At 44.0% G+C, this 19,448-nt stretch carries 21 protein-coding genes and 1 pseudogene; 11 read left to right on the forward strand and 11 right to left on the reverse strand.

Annotation, left to right across the window (positions count from 1 at the left end):
* Nucleotides 1–30 precede the first annotated feature (30 nt).
* Both F9L33_RS03085 and F9L33_RS03090 read left to right on the forward strand, forming a co-directional pair.
* Complete coding sequence (locus F9L33_RS03085) at nt 31–1,281, forward strand: DsbA family protein (protein ID WP_152141260.1); 1,251 nt, start codon at nt 31–33, stop codon at nt 1,279–1,281.
* A 17-nt stretch (nt 1,282–1,298) separates the two neighbouring features.
* Nucleotides 1,299–1,685 (forward strand): VOC family protein, encoded by a 387-nt coding sequence (locus F9L33_RS03090; protein ID WP_152141261.1) that lies wholly within the window; start codon nt 1,299–1,301, stop codon nt 1,683–1,685.
* Here the strand turns inward: F9L33_RS03090 and F9L33_RS03095 are convergent.
* The 3 genes from F9L33_RS03095 to F9L33_RS03105 all read right to left on the reverse strand — a co-directional run bounded on the left by F9L33_RS03095 (nt 1,682) and on the right by F9L33_RS03105 (nt 3,559).
* On the reverse strand, nt 1,682–2,350 hold the full coding sequence (locus F9L33_RS03095) for a site-2 protease family protein (RefSeq protein ID WP_152141262.1): 669 nt from the start codon (nt 2,348–2,350) through the stop codon (nt 1,682–1,684). The two genes, F9L33_RS03090 and F9L33_RS03095, sit on opposite strands and share 4 nt — an antisense overlap.
* 85 nt (nt 2,351–2,435) lie before the next feature.
* Nucleotides 2,436–2,918 (reverse strand): metal-dependent hydrolase, encoded by a 483-nt coding sequence (locus F9L33_RS03100; protein ID WP_152141263.1) that lies wholly within the window; start codon nt 2,916–2,918, stop codon nt 2,436–2,438.
* Nucleotides 2,915–3,559, reverse strand: coding sequence for a DsbA family oxidoreductase (locus F9L33_RS03105; RefSeq protein ID WP_152141264.1), 645 nt, complete (start codon nt 3,557–3,559; stop codon nt 2,915–2,917). Before F9L33_RS03105 ends, F9L33_RS03100 begins: the two co-directional genes overlap by 4 nt.
* 66 nt (nt 3,560–3,625) lie before the next feature.
* On the opposite strand from F9L33_RS03105, the gene F9L33_RS03110 reads away from it, so the two are divergent.
* Nucleotides 3,626–4,252: a helix-turn-helix domain-containing protein gene (locus F9L33_RS03110; RefSeq protein ID WP_152141265.1), complete on the forward strand. Its 627-nt coding sequence runs from the start codon at nt 3,626–3,628 to the stop codon at nt 4,250–4,252.
* Here the strand turns inward: F9L33_RS03110 and F9L33_RS03115 are convergent.
* Together F9L33_RS03115 and F9L33_RS03120 are read right to left on the reverse strand one after the other, a co-directional pair.
* Nucleotides 4,233–4,886, reverse strand: coding sequence for an MIP/aquaporin family protein (locus F9L33_RS03115; protein ID WP_152141266.1), 654 nt, complete (start codon nt 4,884–4,886; stop codon nt 4,233–4,235). The two genes, F9L33_RS03110 and F9L33_RS03115, sit on opposite strands and share 20 nt — an antisense overlap.
* The gene (locus F9L33_RS03120) at nt 4,883–5,368 is read right to left on the reverse strand and encodes an arsenate reductase ArsC (protein WP_152141267.1); all 486 of its coding nucleotides are present in this window, start codon (nt 5,366–5,368) and stop codon (nt 4,883–4,885) included. The genes F9L33_RS03115 and F9L33_RS03120 overlap by 4 nt, the downstream gene beginning before the upstream one ends.
* A 294-nt stretch (nt 5,369–5,662) precedes the next feature.
* On the opposite strand from F9L33_RS03120, the gene F9L33_RS03125 reads away from it, so the two are divergent.
* Entirely contained in the window at nt 5,663–7,477 is a 1,815-nt protein-coding gene (locus tag F9L33_RS03125) for an extracellular solute-binding protein (RefSeq protein WP_152141268.1), read from the forward strand.
* Between the two features lie 6 nt (nt 7,478–7,483).
* Here the strand turns inward: F9L33_RS03125 and F9L33_RS03130 are convergent, their stop codons facing one another.
* Nucleotides 7,484–8,614 carry a calcium-binding protein gene (locus F9L33_RS03130; protein WP_152141269.1) on the reverse strand — a complete coding sequence of 377 codons (1,131 nt, stop codon included), beginning with the start codon at nt 8,612–8,614 and terminating at the stop codon, nt 7,484–7,486.
* A gap of 132 nt (nt 8,615–8,746) precedes the next feature.
* Nucleotides 8,747–9,466, reverse strand: a complete 720-nt coding sequence (locus F9L33_RS03135; protein WP_152141270.1) for a DUF502 domain-containing protein — start codon at nt 9,464–9,466, stop codon at nt 8,747–8,749.
* Nucleotides 9,467–9,700: 234 nt separating this feature from the next.
* Between F9L33_RS03135 and rpsB the strand changes: the two are divergent.
* The 3 genes and pseudogenes from rpsB to F9L33_RS03150 form a co-directional block, all read left to right on the forward strand.
* Nucleotides 9,701–10,477: pseudogene (gene rpsB, locus F9L33_RS03140) on the forward strand (30S ribosomal protein S2); the annotation flags it as partial.
* Between the two features lie 376 nt (nt 10,478–10,853).
* On the forward strand, nt 10,854–11,729 hold the full coding sequence (tsf, locus tag F9L33_RS03145) for a translation elongation factor Ts (RefSeq protein WP_152141272.1): 876 nt from the start codon (nt 10,854–10,856) through the stop codon (nt 11,727–11,729).
* Between the two features lie 147 nt (nt 11,730–11,876).
* Complete coding sequence (locus F9L33_RS03150) at nt 11,877–12,623, forward strand: hypothetical protein (RefSeq protein ID WP_152141273.1); 747 nt, start codon at nt 11,877–11,879, stop codon at nt 12,621–12,623.
* 15 nt (nt 12,624–12,638) lie between these two features.
* Here the strand turns inward: F9L33_RS03150 and F9L33_RS03155 are convergent, their stop codons facing one another.
* Both F9L33_RS03155 and F9L33_RS03160 read right to left on the reverse strand, forming a co-directional pair.
* Nucleotides 12,639–13,082: a YqaA family protein gene (locus tag F9L33_RS03155; protein WP_152141274.1), complete on the reverse strand. Its 444-nt coding sequence runs from the start codon at nt 13,080–13,082 to the stop codon at nt 12,639–12,641.
* A gap of 7 nt (nt 13,083–13,089) precedes the next feature.
* On the reverse strand, nt 13,090–13,674 hold the full coding sequence (locus tag F9L33_RS03160) for a TetR/AcrR family transcriptional regulator (protein ID WP_152141275.1): 585 nt from the start codon (nt 13,672–13,674) through the stop codon (nt 13,090–13,092).
* 139 nt (nt 13,675–13,813) lie between these two features.
* Here F9L33_RS03160 and F9L33_RS03165 point away from each other — a divergent pair, with 139 nt between their 5' ends.
* The 3 genes from F9L33_RS03165 (at nt 13,814) to F9L33_RS03175 (ending at nt 16,368) form a co-directional block, all read left to right on the forward strand.
* Nucleotides 13,814–14,362, forward strand: coding sequence for a carboxymuconolactone decarboxylase family protein (locus F9L33_RS03165; RefSeq protein ID WP_152141276.1), 549 nt, complete (start codon nt 13,814–13,816; stop codon nt 14,360–14,362).
* A 149-nt stretch (nt 14,363–14,511) separates the two neighbouring features.
* Nucleotides 14,512–15,819, forward strand: coding sequence for an FAD-binding oxidoreductase (locus tag F9L33_RS03170; RefSeq protein WP_152141277.1), 1,308 nt, complete (start codon nt 14,512–14,514; stop codon nt 15,817–15,819).
* Nucleotides 15,820–15,822: 3 nt separating this feature from the next.
* Nucleotides 15,823–16,368 (forward strand): thioredoxin family protein, encoded by a 546-nt coding sequence (locus F9L33_RS03175; protein ID WP_152141278.1) that lies wholly within the window; start codon nt 15,823–15,825, stop codon nt 16,366–16,368.
* Nucleotides 16,369–16,373: 5 nt separating this feature from the next.
* Here the strand turns inward: F9L33_RS03175 and F9L33_RS03180 are convergent, their stop codons facing one another.
* Together F9L33_RS03180 and F9L33_RS03185 are read right to left on the reverse strand one after the other, a co-directional pair.
* Nucleotides 16,374–17,231: a bile acid:sodium symporter family protein gene (locus F9L33_RS03180; protein ID WP_152141279.1), complete on the reverse strand. Its 858-nt coding sequence runs from the start codon at nt 17,229–17,231 to the stop codon at nt 16,374–16,376.
* A gap of 144 nt (nt 17,232–17,375) precedes the next feature.
* The gene (locus F9L33_RS03185; RefSeq protein WP_152141280.1) at nt 17,376–17,969 is read right to left on the reverse strand and encodes an outer membrane protein; all 594 of its coding nucleotides are present in this window, start codon (nt 17,967–17,969) and stop codon (nt 17,376–17,378) included.
* Nucleotides 17,970–18,387: 418 nt separating this feature from the next.
* Here F9L33_RS03185 and F9L33_RS03190 point away from each other — a divergent pair, with 418 nt between their 5' ends.
* Nucleotides 18,388–19,443, forward strand: coding sequence for a saccharopine dehydrogenase (locus F9L33_RS03190; RefSeq protein WP_152141281.1), 1,056 nt, complete (start codon nt 18,388–18,390; stop codon nt 19,441–19,443).
* The last annotated feature ends 5 nt before the right edge of the window (nt 19,444–19,448 follow it).

Genomic DNA, 19,448 nt, shown 5'->3' on the forward strand with positions numbered 1-19,448 from the left:
TCCATTCGGTTGCGCTGAATGGAGTTATGAATGTCTTTCAAATCGCTTGTTCTGTCTCGGATTATTGCTTTTATCACAGATCAAGACAGACGTGATAAGCGTGCAGATAAATTCGAAGCAAAGCGCAAACGTGCGGGTGATCCGCATGAGGTGATCTTTTTCCATGATGTAACCGATCCATACAGCCATATTCTGTTATTGGCATTGCCAGATGTAATCAAAGATACGGATATTAAACTGACTTGCCATTTGGTGAACGAGCCGAAAGACGATGTTGTGCCTGAACGTGTAATGTTATCGGATTACGCTTTGAAAGACGCTCAAGTTTTGGCAACGAGAGCTGGCTTTAAATGCAAATTAATACCTCCAAGCGATCAGCAAGTAAAGAAGGTGCGCAGTGCAATCGCTGCTGCTTTTGTCGAAAATGATATTCGTACTGCTTGTAATATTAGTAAAGCACTTTGGAGCGATGAAAATATACCAGATTCTGAATATCACTGGCAGCAATCGCAATCTGAAGGTACCGCAATATTAACTAAGCTTGGTCATTATATGGGCGGTATGCTCTATTACGGTGGCGAATGGTATTGGGGTCTGGACCGTTTACATTATCTTGAAACGCGTCTGCGCTCCGTTGGTGCCCTAACAAAGTCTGATACGTTTCCAATGCCGTCCGTTCCCGCATCAACGGGTAAGGTGCATGGTAGGCTTCACATGTATTTTTCTTTTAGAAGTCCTTATTCTTATATCGCTTTGCAACGCGCGATTGCATTGACTGATGCTTATGGCGTCGAATTAAAGCTTCGGTTTGTCTTGCCAATGGTGATGCGTGGCTTACCAGTGCCAAAGTCAAAACGCTTATATATCGTCAATGACGTCGCCCGTGAAGCCAAACGCCTTGGCTTGCCTTTTGGGCGTATCGTCGATCCATTGGGCAAAGCTGTCGAGCGTGGATATGCCTTAATGCCATGGGCAAGAGAACAGGGCCAAGATATAAGACTGGCCCAAAATTTTTCCACGGCAGTTTCGTCTCAAGGCATAGATGCCACCACAGACAAAGGATTGCGCCGTATCGTTGAGACGGCAGGGCTATCTTGGGATGAATCTAAAGAGAAATTGCTAATTGATGAATGGAGCGCAGAAGCAGAGATCAATAGGCAGGAATTAACAAACCATAGCCTATGGGGTGTTCCCAGTTTTCGGTTTGAGGACAAATGCGTCTGGGGACAGGATCGTATGTGGTTGATCGAGGAATGGTTTCAAGACAAGAATAGAGAATAAAGTCTTGGAGGCACAAAATGCAATTCGAACGTACAGGGATTATTCTATTCACCTATAACTATGATGCCTGCGTATCATTTTATACAAAAATCCTAGGGCTTCCTGTACTTTTTTCCATAAATGAAGGTGATACACATTTAACGTGTTGTGATTTTTTCGGTGCGTATCTGATGATTGAAACAGGTGGGCCAGATGCACAACATACAAAGACCATGGCACAAAATCCGACTAAACTTCGTTTTAATGTTGCCGATGTTGAAAATGCTGCCCAAGAGTTGGAAAGCAAAGGTATCATTGTCCAGCGTGGCGTTTTTGACTGGGGCACAATTGCTAATTTTACAGATCCAGACGGTAATATGTGTTCCCTAAGAGATCAAAAAACATTTAGCGAGCAGATGGGTTAAGCGCGCTTATTTCTGAACATATTGTAGTGCATTATGATCGATGGGAAAAAGAACAAGAACCAACCGTTCGTAAAATAGAACCAAAGTGCAGCAGGAATCCATAATACTGACAAAACGGTTCCAACTGCCCCAGAAATACGTGTTGCTATTTCATAAGATGTCAGCCGCATAGCAAATAGGTGGAATAGCTTTCCACCATCTAGTGGATGAACTGGGATCAGATTGAAAATAGCAAGGTACAGATTTAACGTTGCAAAATACCCTAAGTAAGACAATACCATGGCTATTTCATAGCTATCTGCAGGTGCAAATTCAGATATTAAACCACATACGGCCCACAGTATCAGATTTACAATTGGCCCCATTGCAACCACAAGTTCTTCTTCATACGGTGTTGCTGAATGTACGCCCTGACAATATCCACCACCACCATGAAGCGTAATGTTTCGCACAGGCAGACCTTGTATCAAATACCCCCATGCGTGTCCCAATTCATGTAAAAAGATAGAGATCACTAACATTATAAAGAATGTCAAAGACCAAAGGATATCATTACCGCCACCAATAACCACTATAATGACAAAGAGCATAATCAAAGAGGGGTTTATTTGTACAGGAACGCCAAAAGGACCGCGGAATTCAAAAAAAGGGGTTTCGTTTTGCATAATATAATTTACCAAATAAAATTAAACTATTGAAAGTTATAATAAAGTTCTTGGGCGAAATTGCGGCTGAAAAATGGTTTCAAAATTATTTTAATGAGCTTCTTTTTGATCGAAACAGTAGGAACGTTGCTAATATCCAAATGATTATTTCAAGCCAAAAAGTCCAATGAGCTATAAAGGATAATACGAAATGATTGTGGGTTGGTTGCACTCTGACCAATTCATATAAGCGATCTGAAAAAGGCCATAGCCACATTATTCCGCCTGCAATTGTATCAAGAAAAATATGCAAATATATTCCAATCAGGAATGTAAGGAACACTTTAAGAATATATCTGTTCCAAATCGCCAAAACACAGATAATGATTGGTGAAAATAGCAACCAAAACCCAGGAGCATGCACCCAGTAGCGATGATGATGAAATGCTTTTTCATCAAAATAGTAGAACCAAAGTAAATCTAAGTCAGGAAAAATTGCACCCACCATGGCAGCAAACATTAAAACTCGCGTATCAACGCGCATCACTTTACCTAATAAATATCCCGATGGTAAGTGAGCTGTGATCATCCAGTTGCTTTGTTCTTTTCTGCGATCTCTTTAATTACACTGTCCCACATTTCAGTCGGTTGTGCACCGTTCACGACATAATGGTTATCAACAACAAAACAGGGGACACCTTGCACACCTGATTGACGGGATTTTTTATCGCGTTCACGTATATCGCTTTTATCTGCATCACCTTCTAACAACACACGGATCGCTTCACCGTCCATACCAGCAGCATCTGCAATGCGCACCAAGACAGAATGTTCTGAAATATCGCGACCTTCTTTGAAGTATGCTTTGAACAAACGGTCAACGACCGCATTTTGTTTGCCTTCAATACCAGCCCATAAGATTAGGCGATGAGCATCCACTGTGTTTGGCGTGCGCTTGATACCCGCAAAATTTAATTCTAAACCATTATCGCGCGCGGCTTGATCAATTTGACCATAGACTTTGATCGCACCTTCTTGGCCCCCAAATTTGGTTTCCAGATATTCGCGACGATCCATACCATCCGCTGGCATCGTTGGGTTTAATTGAAACGGATGCCATTCAATGATGATATCATGGTTGGGGTTTGCCTCTAAAGCACGGTCCAGACGGGTTTTGCCAATGTAACACCACGGACAAATAGGATCAGAGATAATATCAATCTTAGTCATTGGTTATATAGTCCTTTTAGAACATCTCGTTTGCAAGTCCCTTCGCATTTAGGCTAGAAGAACATCATGAGCAATATAAATGAACCCAGTTTAATCACAATCGCGCGTGCTGACGGTGCGCAAGAGCAAAGTGCCGCCCTTAATTTGGGGCAACGTGTCCGTCAATTGCGCAAGGACCGTAAATGGACTTTGGAACAAGCCGCACAAGAGGCGGGGCTTGCCCGTTCGACTTTATCAAAGATCGAAAATGAACAAATGTCCCCAACATTTGATGCCGTGAAAAAGCTGGCAGAAGGTTTGGGGATTTCCGTTCCTCAATTATTTACTGCCCCAAAATCAGAACAGGTGATGGCACGATTAGCTGTGACCAAGATGAGCGAAGGCCGTGAATTAATCACCAGCACATATGAGCATGAGATGTTAGCACCAGAGCTGAAATCCAAAGCAATGGTGCCATATCGTGCCCGTATTCGTGCGCGTTCTTTTGATGAATTCGAGGGCTGGGTACGCCATGATGGCGAAGAATTCTTGTATGTTCTTTCTGGTGTTGTGAAATTTTTTACAGAATTCTACGAACCCGTAGAAATGCGCCGTGGTGACAGTGCATATTATGATGCCGCGATGGGCCATAACGTGATTTCAACAAGCCAAGATGATGCAGTCGTTTTATGGGTTACGTCTCTTCCGAGTTAAATAATAATTTAGCGCATCCGAGTGCCAATCCCATGCCGACCAACTGACAGACAATGAAAAGCGGTGCATTCATTGGGCTGATACCTGCGAATGTGTCTGACATTGTACGTGCAATCGTAACAGCAGGGTTTGCAAAGCTGGTAGAAGCCGTAAACCAATAAGCCGCAGTAATATAAAGCCCTACAAGCATTGGAACGCTTTCTGGACGATGTTTTATACCACCAAAGATCACCATAAGTAGTCCAAAGGTCGCAATCACCTCTGAAAACCCTTGCGATGGTCCAGCACGTAGTTTGGATGATGTTTGCAATACGGATGTTTCAAACATCACATGTGTGGCCCAGACCCCTAATATGGCCCCAATGATCTGTAGAATAATATAGATGCTGCCGTCTTTTACGCTGATTTTGCCAAGTAAGAAAAATGCTAATGTAACCGCAGGGTTGAAATGCGCTCCAGATACAGGTCCAAAGATCGTAATCAACACATAAAGAATAGCGCCCGTTGCAATTGTATTGCCCAGTAAAGCAATCGCGATGTTTCCACCTGACAATGTATCGCCCATAATGCCAGAACCGATGACTGTTGCTAATAAAAACGCCGTTCCCAGTGCTTCTGCTAGATATCTATTCAAGGTGTAATATCCCCAATGTCGATCAGATGTTTTTGTAACTCGTCTGATGACATATCTTCAAACGGCAAAGCAAGCAATGCAGTGGCGCGGTGATGTAATATTTTATAAGCCTCTGCAAAAGCTGCAGCAACGGCTTCTGGTGGTTCTGTTACATCAGCAGGATCCTCAACCCCCCAGTGAGCTTTCAAAGGTGCGCCAGGCCAGTAGGGACATTCTTCGTTACGGGCATTACCACAAACGGTAATGACTAAATCTACGTGTGGCGCATCATCACCAGAAAACTCGTTCCACGACTTAGAGCGTGCAGTGCTGGCATCAATACCGACAGTCGCTAAATGTGCAACTGCAGCTGGGTTCACTTTGCCCACTGGTTTTGATCCAGCGGAGTAAGCCGTGATGCGATCAGCTTCAAATGCGTTAAATATTGATTCTAAAAGAATCGAACGAGCGGAGTTGCCAGTGCAAAGAACAAGTATTTTCATAGTGGTGCCTTACTCGATTCTGATAACAGTTTTATGACAGGTTGAAAGTGTCCATTAAGTATTTGTTAATAAATGCTTATTTTGAATTCATGAAGTGCGGTTTTACCAAAAAAAACGCCCTCACGAAGAGGGCGTCAAGTATTGAGGCAGGTTTCATACAGGCAAGAAACCTATCGAGCAGTGAAACCTTTATACAAATTACAGCCCGAGTCTCCAAGAGAAAACTTTGTGTTTTCCGTGAATTAAGGCACATAACCCATTGAAAACTGATTCAATTCAATGAATGTTGCCTGCATGTCACGACTCTTATCCAAAGCCCCGCTTATTGTTTCCATATTGGCAACTATAAACATTTTGACGGCAACAATTGCCACATCAGAGCCACAATATGGCATTGCAATGTATGGAAAACCAGCGCTTCCACCGGGATTTGCGCATCTGCCATATGCAAATCCTGAAGCGCCAAAAGGTGGAAAGATCGTTTTAGGCGAATCTGGTGGGTTTGATTCTCTTAATCCGTATATCTTGAAAGGGCGCGCACCTTGGGGGCTTCGGTTGCACGTTGTGGAAAGCTTAATGGGGCGCAATTGGGATGAACCTTTTGGGTTATATGGCGTCTTGGCGCAAAGTATTGAAACGGGCCCAAAGCGCGAATGGGTTGCTTTTACAATTCGCCCAGAGGCAAAATTTTCAAATGGTACGCCTGTAACTGTAGAAGATGTGTTGTGGTCTTTTAAAACTTTGGCAAGCAAAGGGCATCCACGTTATGCAAATGCTTGGGCAAAAGTTGAAACTGCAGAAATCACTGGCCCACGTACTGTACGTTTCACATTTAATACTATTGATCGTGAACTCCCCTTAATTCTTGGCCTCGGTCCCATTTTACAAAAAGCCGATTGGGATGGGCGAGCATTTGAAGAAAGCTCGCTGAATATTCTAAGAGGATCGGGTCCATATGTCGTTGCTGATTTCGAACCTAACCGTTTTATAAGTTTTAAACGTAACCCAGACTATTGGGGAAAAGACCTTCCATTTAATAAGGGGCGTCATAACGTGGATGAAATCCGCTACGATTTCTTTAGTGATAGTGATGTGGTGTTTGAGTCATTTAAAGCAGGTGAAAGTAGTATCTTTCGTGAAAATAACGCAGGCAAATGGGATACACATTACAACTTTCCGGCCGTGATCAATGGTGAAGTCACTAAATCATTGATCGCACATCAACGTCCTTCTGGTATTCGAGGCTGGGTTATGAATACTCGTCGCCCTCAATTTGCAGATATCCGCGTACGTGATGCTTTGATCCATGCATTTAACTATGAATTCATCAACCGCACGATTAATGGAAACCCACAACCACGCATCACATCCTATTACTCAAACTCGGTGTTAGGGATGGAGCAGGGGCCTGCAACAGATAAAGTGCGCGCATTGCTTGAGCCATTTCAGGCCGATCTGCCCAAAGGTGTACTGGATGGCTATATGTTGCCAGTATCGGATGGATCAGAACGCAACCGCAAGAATTTGCGCAAAGCCAAAAAGCTTTTGCAAGAAGCAGGGTGGACTGTTCAAGACGGTATTTTGAAAGATGCTAGTGGCATGCCGTTTAAAATGGAGGTCCTTCTAAGGGCAGGGTCTGCAAGTAATGAAGGCATTATGAATATATACAGTGATGCCCTTAAACGCTTGGGTATAGATCTGGAAATCGCGGTTATTGATGCCGCTCAGTATAAAGAACGCACAAATACATACGACTTTGACATGACCTTTTACCGTCGCGCTTTATCACTCTCGCCTGGTAATGAACAAAAGCTATATTGGGGTGCAGATGGTATTAAAAACCCTGGGACGCGCAATTACATGGGAATGAACAGCCCAGCCGCTGAAGCCATGATTGATCATATGTTAGCCGCCGAAGATCAAGAAGAGTTTACAGCTGCTGTAAAAGCTTTAGATCGCATCTTAACCGCTGGCCGCTATGTAATCCCACTATGGCATTCATTGGAGTCGCGTTTGGCACATAAATCTGAATTGCACTTTCCAGAAAAAAACCTGCCCATGTACGGAGACTGGACAGGTTTTATACCAGATGTCTGGTGGGTTAAATAACCCAGATTAGATGCTTGGATCAGGAAAGAATGTGACCAAGTCAGCTGCCGTAGTACTGGAGGCGTCTAATCCTTGAATTGTGGCTGCAACATTGCCATCCACAAGAATGTTCGTCCCACCAGCACCATCATCAGCGATTGTGACTGTTGGTTCAGCATCAGCAGATGGATACTGTACGTTAATTGTGTCTGTTGCACTGTCAAAATCAGTGATGACAGAACCAGATGTGTTGGTAACCAAAGGATACGACAGTATGAAGTTGTCATTACCGTCGCCGCCAGTTGCCGTATCACCATTTCCGATAATGAATGTATCGTTACCTTCACCACCAAATAGTTGATCTGCTAAGTCTACATCAACTCTGCCAAATGTGCCGTCAGCATTTTGCTCAACGTTTACACCTGAAAGAATATCATCACCATTGCCGCCAAACAATGTGTCTACACCTTTGCCGCCAAATAATGCATCATTACCTTCGCCGCCATTGACAACGTCAGCACCACCTTCGCCAAATAGCGTATCATTACCATCGCCACCGAAAAGTTCATCCGCAGCACCAGATTTGTTCACATCGCCAGTGTCACCGAAGATAACGTCATCGCCAGTGCCACCATATAATTCGTCAGTACCAAAGCCGCCGAATAATGCATCGCCGCCTTCACCACCAAACAATATATCAGAATTGTTCTGGCCATTTAAAAGATCATCGCCTTTAGCGCCGCGAAGAATATCGTCACCGCCGTTACCGCTGATGTTATCATTACCAAAGCCACCGCCTAAATCATCATTGCCGGTCCCGCCAGTAATTGTATCGAAACCATTACCACCAGAGATTTTATCATCACCAGGGCCACCATTGATGTTATCATTACCTTGATTGCCGCTTAAGCTGTCATCGCCTGCAAGGCCATTGATTGTATCGTTGCCAGCAAGACCAGAGATTGTGTCGGCTTCTAAAGCGCCACGTAGTAAATCATTACCATCGGACGGAGACGTTGATGTTGGTTCACCCATGCCGTCATCGTTACCGTCATCTATTATACCTGTTGTGCTTGATGAAGAAGAAGAATCATCATCATCAATCTCAGCAGCTGCAAACCCTAATGCCAGAGGCAATAGGAAAAATAAACCCAACATATCAATAAGACCCCTCAGTCAAACTTTAAACAAAATAATGACACAATTTAAGCCACTCATCAGCAAAAGAGTCAATCTAATGAATTGCAAAAACACTGTTGATGATATGGAAACAATGGGGGGAAAGTCGTGTTATTTGCTTGCTGCAGCTTTTTTTGTACGCACAGTTTTTGCTTTACCAGCAGCCTTCTCTTGCTTTGATGGCGGCATAACAAGACCTGCTGAAATCACAAGTTTTGCAGCTTCCTCAACAGTCATATCTAATTCTAAAACATCTTCTGTGGGGACAAACAGCAAAAAACCCGATGTTGGGTTAGGGGTCGTTGGTAAAAATACAGATGTCATATTCGATTGTTTTGACTTGGTTAAAAGCTCACCACTTGATTTCGTAGATATAAATGCAATCGCCCAAATTCCTTTGCGCGGGTATTCCACCAAACAAGCACGCTCAAACGAGTTGTTACTTTGATTGACCACAGTCTCTGTAATCTGCTTTAGACCATTATAAATAGTCCGCACAACGGGCATACGATCAACCATTGCCTCAGCTGTACGCACTAATGAACGTCCAAAGATACCTTTGGTCATACTACCAATAATTGTCGTGAATATTAAGAAGACGATCACGCCCAAGCCGCGTACATTGATATCCAAATATGTCAGCGGGTTATATTTCGCTGGCAGGAATGGCAGTACACTGGCATCTACAAAGCCAACAAAGCTCCAAACAGCCCAAATTGTTACAGCAACAGGCAAAACCACGGCCAACCCAGTGATAAAGTTATTCCGTAATGATGTGAACATGCGCCCGCGTGGTTTCTTAACAGGCTTTTTCTTTGGTTTTTGCGCCATTTGACCGTATATTCCCTCTAATTGTAGAACAGTTAAGCTACATATTGCGCTTCTTCAAGCTGTTCGTGCATTTATAGTGAAATAGCCCTTGCTATCCTTATAAAACCATCATAAAGACCCCCTCATAAATCCACAGGCGAGGCTTGCGGGTTGCAGGGGAGAAATCCCTGTAGCTCCACCGGTTGGGCATATGTCCTTCTCCTCGCTGCGGCTAAACCGGAAAAGGAAAGTATTATGGCTCTACCTGAGTTCACTATGCGCCAATTGCTAGAAGCAGGCGTACATTTTGGTCACCAAACACATCGCTGGAACCCTCGTATGGGTCAGTTCATCTACGGTCAACGTAATGGCATCCATATCATGGACCTTACACAAACTGTACCATTGTTGGATGCAGCTCTTAATGCGGTTCGCGAAACAGTTGCGAAAAACGGTCGTATCCTATTCGTAGGGACTAAACGCCAAGCATCTCGCGCAGTTGCAGAAGCAGCTGAGCGTTCAGCACAATACTACATGAACCACCGTTGGTTGGGCGGCACTTTGACAAACTGGAACACAGTGTCAAAATCAATCGCACGTCTAAAAACTATCGACGAGAAAATGGAAACTGGCGCAGAAGGCTTGACGAAAAAAGAACGTCTGGGCATGGAGCGCGAACAAGTTAAACTAGAAGCATCATTGGGCGGCATCCGCGAAATGGGCGGCACACCGGATCTTGTTTTCATCATCGACACAAACAAAGAATCTTTGGCTGTGGCAGAAGCGAAAAAATTGGGCATCCCAGTTGTAGCTGTTGTTGATACAAACTGTTCACCAGACGGCATCGACTTCCCGATCCCAGGTAACGATGATGCGGCACGCGCTATTGAACTTTACTGTGACTTGATCGCACGTTCAGCACTAGACGGTATGGCATCTGCTATGGGGTCTGCTGGCATTGATATTGGCGCAGCAGAAGAAGCACCAGTAGAAGAGCTACCAGCGGCTGTTGAAGAAGTTGATGCTCCTGCTGTTAAAGTAGAGAAAAAAGCTACGAAGAAAAAAGTTGCTAAAGAAGAAGCACCTGCTGAAAGCGCTGGCACAAAACCTGCTTTGCTAACAGAAGCACCTGCTGAAAAAGACGATTTGAAAAAAATCGGCGGCGTTGGTCCAAAATTGGAAGAAACATTGAACGGCCTAGGCATCTACCACTTCTCACAAGTGGCAGCATGGTCAGCAGACGAAGTTCAGTGGGTTGATGATAACCTATCTTTCAAAGGTCGCATCGACCGTGATGACTGGATCGGTCAAGCAACAGAATTGATGAACGCTTAATCAGCGTCACACACCTGTCACAGTAGGGCGGTAGACGCCGCCCTATATACGAATTCCGAATTGGAGACATATTATGGCTATTACAGCTGCAATGGTTAAAGAACTACGCGATACAACTGCCGCTGGCATGATGGACGCGAAAAAAGCACTGACAGAAACAAACGGCGACATGGAAGCTGCAATCGATTGGTTGCGCACAAAAGGTCTTGCTAAAGCTGCGAAAAAAGCGGGCCGTACGGCTGCTGAAGGTCTTGTAGGCGTTGCAGTAAATGGCGGCGTTGGTGTTGCTGTTGAGGTTAACTCAGAAACTGACTTTGTTGGTAAAAACGCTGAGTTCCAAGAAATGGTTGGCGGTATCACTGCTGCTGCATTGAACGTATCTGATGTTGACGCACTTAAAGCGGCTGACATGGGCGGCAAAACTGTTGAAACAGTTGTCACAGACAAAATCGCGACAATCGGTGAAAACATGTCTGTACGTCGCATGGCAAAAATCGAAGGCGACGTTGTTGGATCATATATCCACACAGCAGCCGCTGACGGCATGGGCCGCATTGGTGTTTTGGTAGCACTTAAAGGTGGCGACGAAGGCATCGCAAAGCAAATCGCTATGCACGTAGCAGCAACAAACCCTGCATCTTTGTCAGAAGCTGACTTGGATCAATCTGTTGTAGATCGTGAAAAAGCTGTTCTAACAGAACAAGCACGCGAAAGCGGTAAGCCAGACGCAGTGATCGAAAAAATGATCGTTGGCCGTATGAAAAAGTTCTACTCAGAAGTGACTTTGGTCAACCAAGCGTTTGTGATGAACCCAGACGTAACAGTTGGCGAAGCTGCAAAAGAAGCGGGTGCAGAAGTTGTTGCATTCGTACGCTTGGAAGTGGGCGACGGCATTGAAAAAGTAGAAGAAGATTTCGCAGCAGAAGTTGCAAAAACAATGGGCGGCTAAGCCGAACAATTCTTCTTACTAAGAATACAGAAGGCCTCGCATATTTGCGGGGCTTTTTATTTTTATAATGTAGATTAGATTATGAGGGAAATAATTGTAAGATATCATTTTAATTGGTAAGGTGTAATGACATTATAAGGTGCATATGTGCTTAAGAAATTCATTAACAGTTTTAAAAGGAATCCTTCTTCTAGAAGTAAAGTGCAATTTCGTAATGGGCGGCTTGTAAAGCATTATCAATCATTTGATGTAAAAATACCAGATGATGAACTTGAAGAACTTGTTTACGAACCTTTTGATGAAGCGCTTTCAAATATCGACTATGAACGAGTATCTAAGAAGCTCTGGGTTCGCCGTGAATTAACTCCTATATGCCACCTTTTTTCATTAGAAGGGCACGGTAAATTTTATGATAAAATTGCCCCGTCTTTCGGTTTCTCATTAGATTTTGTTCCTCATATATCAGGGAATGATGTTAAATGGCATCGTACTTTGAAGTCTGCGCGTTATGATATGCAAGTCAAAACTTATTCAAAATGTTTTCATATTAATAAATATGATTGTAAGGACTTAATTAAAAAGGATGTGAGTTTTATTTTACCAAGAGGGTTGAAAATGGCTAGCAGGTTTTGTTCGCGTTCCAATACCTTAATGAGTTTACCAGAACTTTTTGAATGGCATAAGCTACATTGGAAATTACGTTCAAATTTTCCATACGAGGTGGTTCATCACTTTGATTCACCTGTGAAAGCATTTTTATTTAAGAAATTAGGAAAAGACTTGGAGGCAAAGGAAATTTTAGATATTTGGCTAGAAGAGAAAAACGCTATGTGTGAATATCCGTTAGAGTCTAGTATATATAAGAAGTTGCATGACTTATTAGAACGAACATAAACATTAACTTACTTATTAAGCTTTTCCCAAATTCAGAACAACCCCAGCCAAAACAACATATCGTCCAACCTTGGCAATCGTTACCAATACTAAAAACCGCCAAAACGGTTCGCGCATCACACCCGCGGCTACGGTGATCGGGTCGCCGATAAGTGGCACCCAACTTAACAGTAATGACCACCGCCCATAACGGCTGTACCATCCTTGTGCGCGTTCCAATGTCTGGGGCTTTGCGGGAAACCACCGTTTATGGCGATAACTCAACGCCAACCGCCCCAGCACGTAATTCACCATGGATCCCAGCACATTCCCCACACTTGCCACGGTGATCAGTAAGGCAGGGGAATATTTGCCCAAAGCCAGCATAACCCCCAAAACCGTTTCGGATTGCGCAGGAAGTATTGTGGCCGCAACGAACGCAGACAGAAACAGCCCTAAATATGCGGAAAGATCGCCCAAATTCGTCTTATATGCTTACAAGTTGCAAGGCTTGGTCGCGAATGTTTTTCAAACCCGCTTGCGTATAGGCACCGCGCGATAGCACGCGCAATGCAATCATATAGGCCAGTAAAGCACTGCCAACCTGTTTGGCATTCAAACCCTTTGGGAAAACACCTAAAGCCTGACCACGTTCAACTATGCGAACGAAAAACGCTTCGGTGCCAGCAATCGAATCTTGGACAATCTTTTGTATCTCTGGGTTATGATGCGGTGTTTCTAGGGACGTATTTACAATAAAACATCCCTTATGGTCGGTATCATTCGTGCAATCTTTTATGATGCTTTCAAACAAAGATTCTAATGCTTCTTTCGGGTTCTCTATTTTTTCAAACATATCCAAAGTACGTTTGGTCACGTCACGGTCATATTGCACAAGAGCACGTTTAAACAGATCATTTTTGCCGCCGAAAGCATTGTAAAGACTGCCTTTATTGATCCCCATAGTCTTGGTTAAATCTGCCATAGAGGTGGCTTCATAACCTTTGCTCCAGAAAAGCGTCATCGCTTTTTCTGTTGCGGTATCAAGTTCAAAAGACTTTTCCCAAGGCATAATAGCTTCCTCTTTTACGCAGTTTATACCGATTGTTCAAAAAAATACAATGCGGGTGTTGACTGATCGGTATAAACAAATTACCCAATATTTAAACCGATCGGTATAAACTATCGATCCTTCATCCTAAGGAAAGAAAATGACGACTTTTACAAGACACACAATTGAAACAGCACCAGAAGCCGCAAAACCAGTTTTAGAAGAAACAAAGGCAGCATTCTCTTTTGTTCCAAACCTATTGGCCAATATGGCCGAAGCGCCAGCATTGCTCAAAGGATACATGGAATTGGCTGCAACATTTGACACAACGAGCCTGACAGTAGCGGAACGTCAGATCGTATTGATGACAAACAACCGCTTGAACGGCTGCACATATTGTATGGCGGCGCACACAAGCATTTCGCAGATGCAGGGCGTAGCTGCCGATGTTATTGAAGCTTTGCGCAACAACACACCGATCGCTGATCCGAAACTAGAAGCATTGCGTCAATTTTCGATCATTGTGAATGAAACGCGCGGGTATCCAAGTGATGCCCAAGTCACTGCATTGTTGGATGCAGGTTATACAAACCAAACAATCCTTGAGGTGATTTTGGGCACAAGTTTGAAAGTGATGTCAAACTACACAAACCACATCGCCCATACAGAAGTGGATGAAGCATTCCAAACAAACGCTTGGGCTGCATAAGTATTCATGTGGATAGTGAACTGTTTGCTATCCACAAACCACAATTGTAACCCGTTCAAATTTCTCATGTGCAAATCAAATAAACCTCTTTCACAAACCGTAATTTCGATTACGCTTCATCCATGTTCTATGAATAGGGAGAAGGGCGCATGACGAAATCATATGATGCCATAATCATCGGCGCAGGTGTGATCGGGGCAAGCATTGCCAAAGAGATGGCCGAAGCGGGATATAAAACCTTGTCATTGGATAAATTACCAGAAGCGGGTCATGGCTCCACCTCTGGGTCATGTGCAATCATTCGCACGTATTATTCTGCCTTCGAAACCTGCGCCTTGGCCTATGAAGGCTGGTTTTACTGGAAAGACTGGGAAAATTATATCGGGCGTGAAAACACCGAAGACATGATCCAATACTTCGATACGGGGTGCTTGGTGATCAAAACTGATCACAACAATCACCTGAAAAATGTATGCGATATGATGGATCAAGTGAGCTGCCCCTATGAACATATTGCCACCGAAGACATTCACAAACGCTTTGGCGGTGTGAACACAGAACGTTTTGATCCAGCAAAACGTCCAGACGATGATGGTTTTGGGCAACCCACAGGTGGTAATGTTTCTGGCGCTGTATTCTTTCCACGCGGTGGATATGTCAGCGATCCAAAGCTTGCAGCACAAAACGCTCAGTCAGCTGCCGCGGCTTTGGGGGCAGAGTTTATGTTCAACGCCGAAGTAACTGAAATCCGTCAATCTGATAACCGTGTTCAAGGAGTAACACTATCCGATGGCACTCAAATTGATGCGCCAATCTTGATCAACGTAGCAGGGCCACATTCCTTTGTTATCAACAAGATGGCGGGTGTTGTTGATAAAATGAAGATGACCACACGCGCACTTCGCCATGAAGTGGCACATGTGCCAGCTCCCGCAAGCTTAGATTATGAAAACAACGGTGTGATTTATTCAGACAGCGATATCCACACATATGCGCGCCCAGAAGTGGGGAATAACATTTTGATTGGGTCAGAAGATCCGCCCTGTGATCCGCAAGAATGGATCGAAGACCCAGATGTATTCGATGACAATATCACCGATCAATGCAAAACCCTTGCCATGCGCTTGGCACAGCGTCTGCCTGATCTCGGCATACCAGAACAGGGGCGTGGTTTGGTGGCGCTTTATGATGTTAGCGAAGATTGGATGCCGATTTACGATAAAAGCGACCTAGGCGGCTTTTATATGGCTATTGGGACCAGCGGAAACCAGTTCAAGAATGCGCCAGTCGTGGGCAAATTAATGACCCATCTGATCAAAACCGTCGAAGGTGGGCAAGATCACGATCAACACCCAGTTTCTTTCCATCTTGATAACATCAACAAAGATATTTCTTTAGATGCGTTTTCGCGGAACCGAGAAATCAATCAAAACTCCAGCTTTTCTGTGATAGGATAATCCATGCTACTTGATACCCCCATATGCGACTTTGACTGGCCAGCGCCAGAATTCACATTGAACGATTTTGATGGGGTGTCTCATAAAATGTCTGATCACTTGGGCGAAAACGGTTTGTTGATCGCCTTTATCTGCAATCATTGTCCGTATGTACTGGCAATCGCCAACCGTCTTGCTGAGGATGCAAAAGAGCTTCAAGCACAGGGCATCGGTGTTTTGGCGGTGATGTCGAATGATTACACATATGTCCCAAGCGACAGTCCAGAAAACATGAAACTATTCTCTCAAAAATACGGGTTTTCCTTCCCATACTTAGTGGATGAAGATCAATCCGTTGGCAAATCATATGGTGCCGTTTGCACTCCTGACTTCTTTGGCTTCAACACTCAAGGTGGTTTACAATACCGTGGACGTTTAGATAGTGCAGCGATGGGGGATCCAACAGGGCGTACATGTGAATTGGTGGATGCTATGACCCAGATTGCGAAAACGGGGCAAGGGCCCCGTCAACAAACCCCAAGCATGGGGTGCTCTATTAAGTGGTCGTAACCTGCTTAGATTTTGCGGAACCATGCCAGCAAAGGTAGGAATACAAAGTACATTGTGATGCCATAAACAGCTGCAGGTAATGAATACGCTGTAAAGCCTGCTGCAGCGCCTGCAATTAATGTGGCAACCGTGATACCCAGTGTAGAGTTCTGAATGCCAGTCTCAATTGCAATGGTTTTCATTTCATTTGCACTTAAACCTGCGGCTCTTGCCGTTAAACACCCAACCGCTAGCAATGCGACATTCAATGTTACCAAAGCAGGCGCAAGTGTTGTTAGATTTTCAATGAATGTGTCCCAATTGGTTGCAACAGCGGCGATGACGATGACAACAAACAGCACGGTCGCTATTTTGCTAAGGATAGCCTCTGCACGATCCGCAGCACCTTTCAAAAGGCGGCGGAAGGTCAAGCCCAATAGAACAGGTAATGTGCTGATCAAGAACATCTTAATTGCGATATCTGTGACATTTACGGGCTCTGCATCTGCACCCATGAAATGCGCAACTGCCAAAGCCAAGAAAAATGGCAAAACCAAAATACTGGATAGACTAATAACGGCTGTCAGAGTGACTGACAAAGCAACATCGCCTTTTGCCAAACGTGTCAGGATATTACTGGTCACACCGCCTGGGCAGAATGATAAAATCATAAAGCCAACGGCCAATTCTTTGGTGATACCAAAAAGCATAATTACGATCAGTGCCATCACTGGTATGATCAGAATTTGGTTCACAGCCCCCACGCCAAACGACAATGGTTTTTGTAAAACACGGCCAAAGTCTGCAAATGTAAGCCCTAGGCCCAGCGAAAACATGATAAACGCAAGCGACAGTGGCAAGACAACACTGATAAGAATGTCCACTTTAAATCTCCCAATTTCCCTTGGGCGACTTTAATCAGACATGATCTTTAAATCTAGTCTGCGCATAAAACGTGACGTGACGAAATTTACAAAAAAGCAGATGCTAAAAATAGCACCCGCTTAATTATTTTATGATACTCTTTATTAGAAGCGGAAAGTACCGCGCACTTGCAGAGTTGTAGCATCTAAATCGATGCCAGATGAATTGAAGTTATCAAACTCATGATACAATAATTCTCCACCGATTGAGAAGTTATCGTATAAAATGTGCTCATAACCTGCACCAGCAAAATATCCATCATCATCGCCAAGACTGTTTGTATCGGCGTTTGCGTAGCCAGCTGTTGCGTATACTAAGCCCTGACCAATCTTATAACCGCTACGCAGTTTTAAGCGCAGTACATTTTCCAATTCAGCCGTTGGGCTGACATCTATTTTGGCAAAGTCATAATCGACACCAGCGCCAGCAACCCAGTTGCCAAAGTCATAATCATAACCTGCAATTATACCACCAATAGCACCATCACCATCGACACCGGCTGTATTAGAACCAACATCACCATAGCCGATTTGGCCACCGATATATCCGCCAGTCCAATTTGGCGTAGTTGGTGCCGCAGCAATTGGTTCTGGTTCAAATACGGGTGCTTCCTCTGGCGGTGTGGCCAATGACCCTGCCATTGCTGGACCTGTTACTAATGTTGCCGTTAATATTGTGTATATGCTCTTTTTTAGCATGCTCTATCCTTTCGAATACTTGTTTGTTCGCAGACCATTGCGGTTTGAATAAACAGAGGAAAGAGCGGAAGATATGATCATAGTGAAGTGGCAGAACTATGCTGGTCGTTGGCGGTATATTGCTGCTATTTTCCGCTCATGTGTTTGATTAAACACAATAAACACAATGCAAGTTGTCACATATATGTGAAAATCTATCATGAGCGTTTTATAACTTAGAATTTTGTTCGAAGATTTTCGAAATTCATGACATTTACGCAGAGTCGAAAACCGGCAATCTCTTCCATGATAAAAATGTCTTTTCATAACAATAAAAGCTAATGATCAAGTCTCGTAAGTTTTGATAATTTAAGCCATGGTCATGAATTGACCGACACATTTATATGTGACATCAAACTTCAAAGACTTGGGAGATTTCATGGCACATATATGGGTGCGCGCAGAACAACGCGCGTTTGAACAGCGCGTTGGCTTAACACCATCAGGGGCAAAAAAACTTATAAGCGCTGGTCATACCGTGACTGTCGAAGAAAGCTCTACACGTGCAATACCCATTATAGGTTATGAAGATGTTGGTTGTACAATTGCAGCGGAGCATTCATGGATGGACGCACCCGATGATGCGATTATTTTTGGCCTGAAAGAATTAAACGAAGATGGCCCAGATCTCAAACATCGCCACATCATGTTTGGTCACGCCTACAAAGGGCAATCAGAAGGGCCTGCCTTATTAAATCGTTTCAAGCGGGCAGGTGGCACACTTTATGATCTGGAATACCTTGTAACTGAAAATGGTCGCCGTATTGCAGCCTTTGGCTATTGGGCTGGTTTCGCAGGTGCCGCTGTTGGTGTAATGACATGGATTGCACAGCAAAAGGGTGAAAAACTTGGCCCTGTAGGTGTCTACCAAAGCAAGGATGATCTTGTTTTTGAATTAAAAGCAGGACTTGTTGGTAAAGTCGACTTACCAACAACAATCATCATCGGTGCTTTAGGCCGTGTTGGTACAGGCGCTGGCGATCTATCTGAAAGCTTAGGGCTTCAGACAACCAGATGGGACATGGCAGAAACGGCTCATGGTGGCCCATTCCCAGAAATTCAGGAACACACATTATTTGTGAATTGTATTCTTGCAGCACCAGATGTACCGCAGTTTGTGCCAGCAGATAGCATTTCAAAATCACGCACTTTAAGTGTGATTGCAGATGTATCGTGTGATCCAAGCAGCGATTACAATCCAATTCCTATATACGACCACTCAACCACTTTTGCAGAACCTGTGATACGTATTGCAGATACACCAAATCTATTGGATGTTATGGCAATTGATAATCTGCCATCTATGTTGCCCGTTGAAAGCAGCGAAGATTATGCCGAGCAATTATTGCCAAGTCTCTTGGAAATCGATGCAATTGATCAAGGCGTATGGGGCCGTGCTGCAGAAACATTCAAAACACACGTGAACAAACTATAAGGAGA

The organism is Amylibacter sp. SFDW26 (assembly GCF_009184395.1).
In the GTDB taxonomy this organism is placed as follows: domain Bacteria; phylum Pseudomonadota; class Alphaproteobacteria; order Rhodobacterales; family Rhodobacteraceae; genus Amylibacter.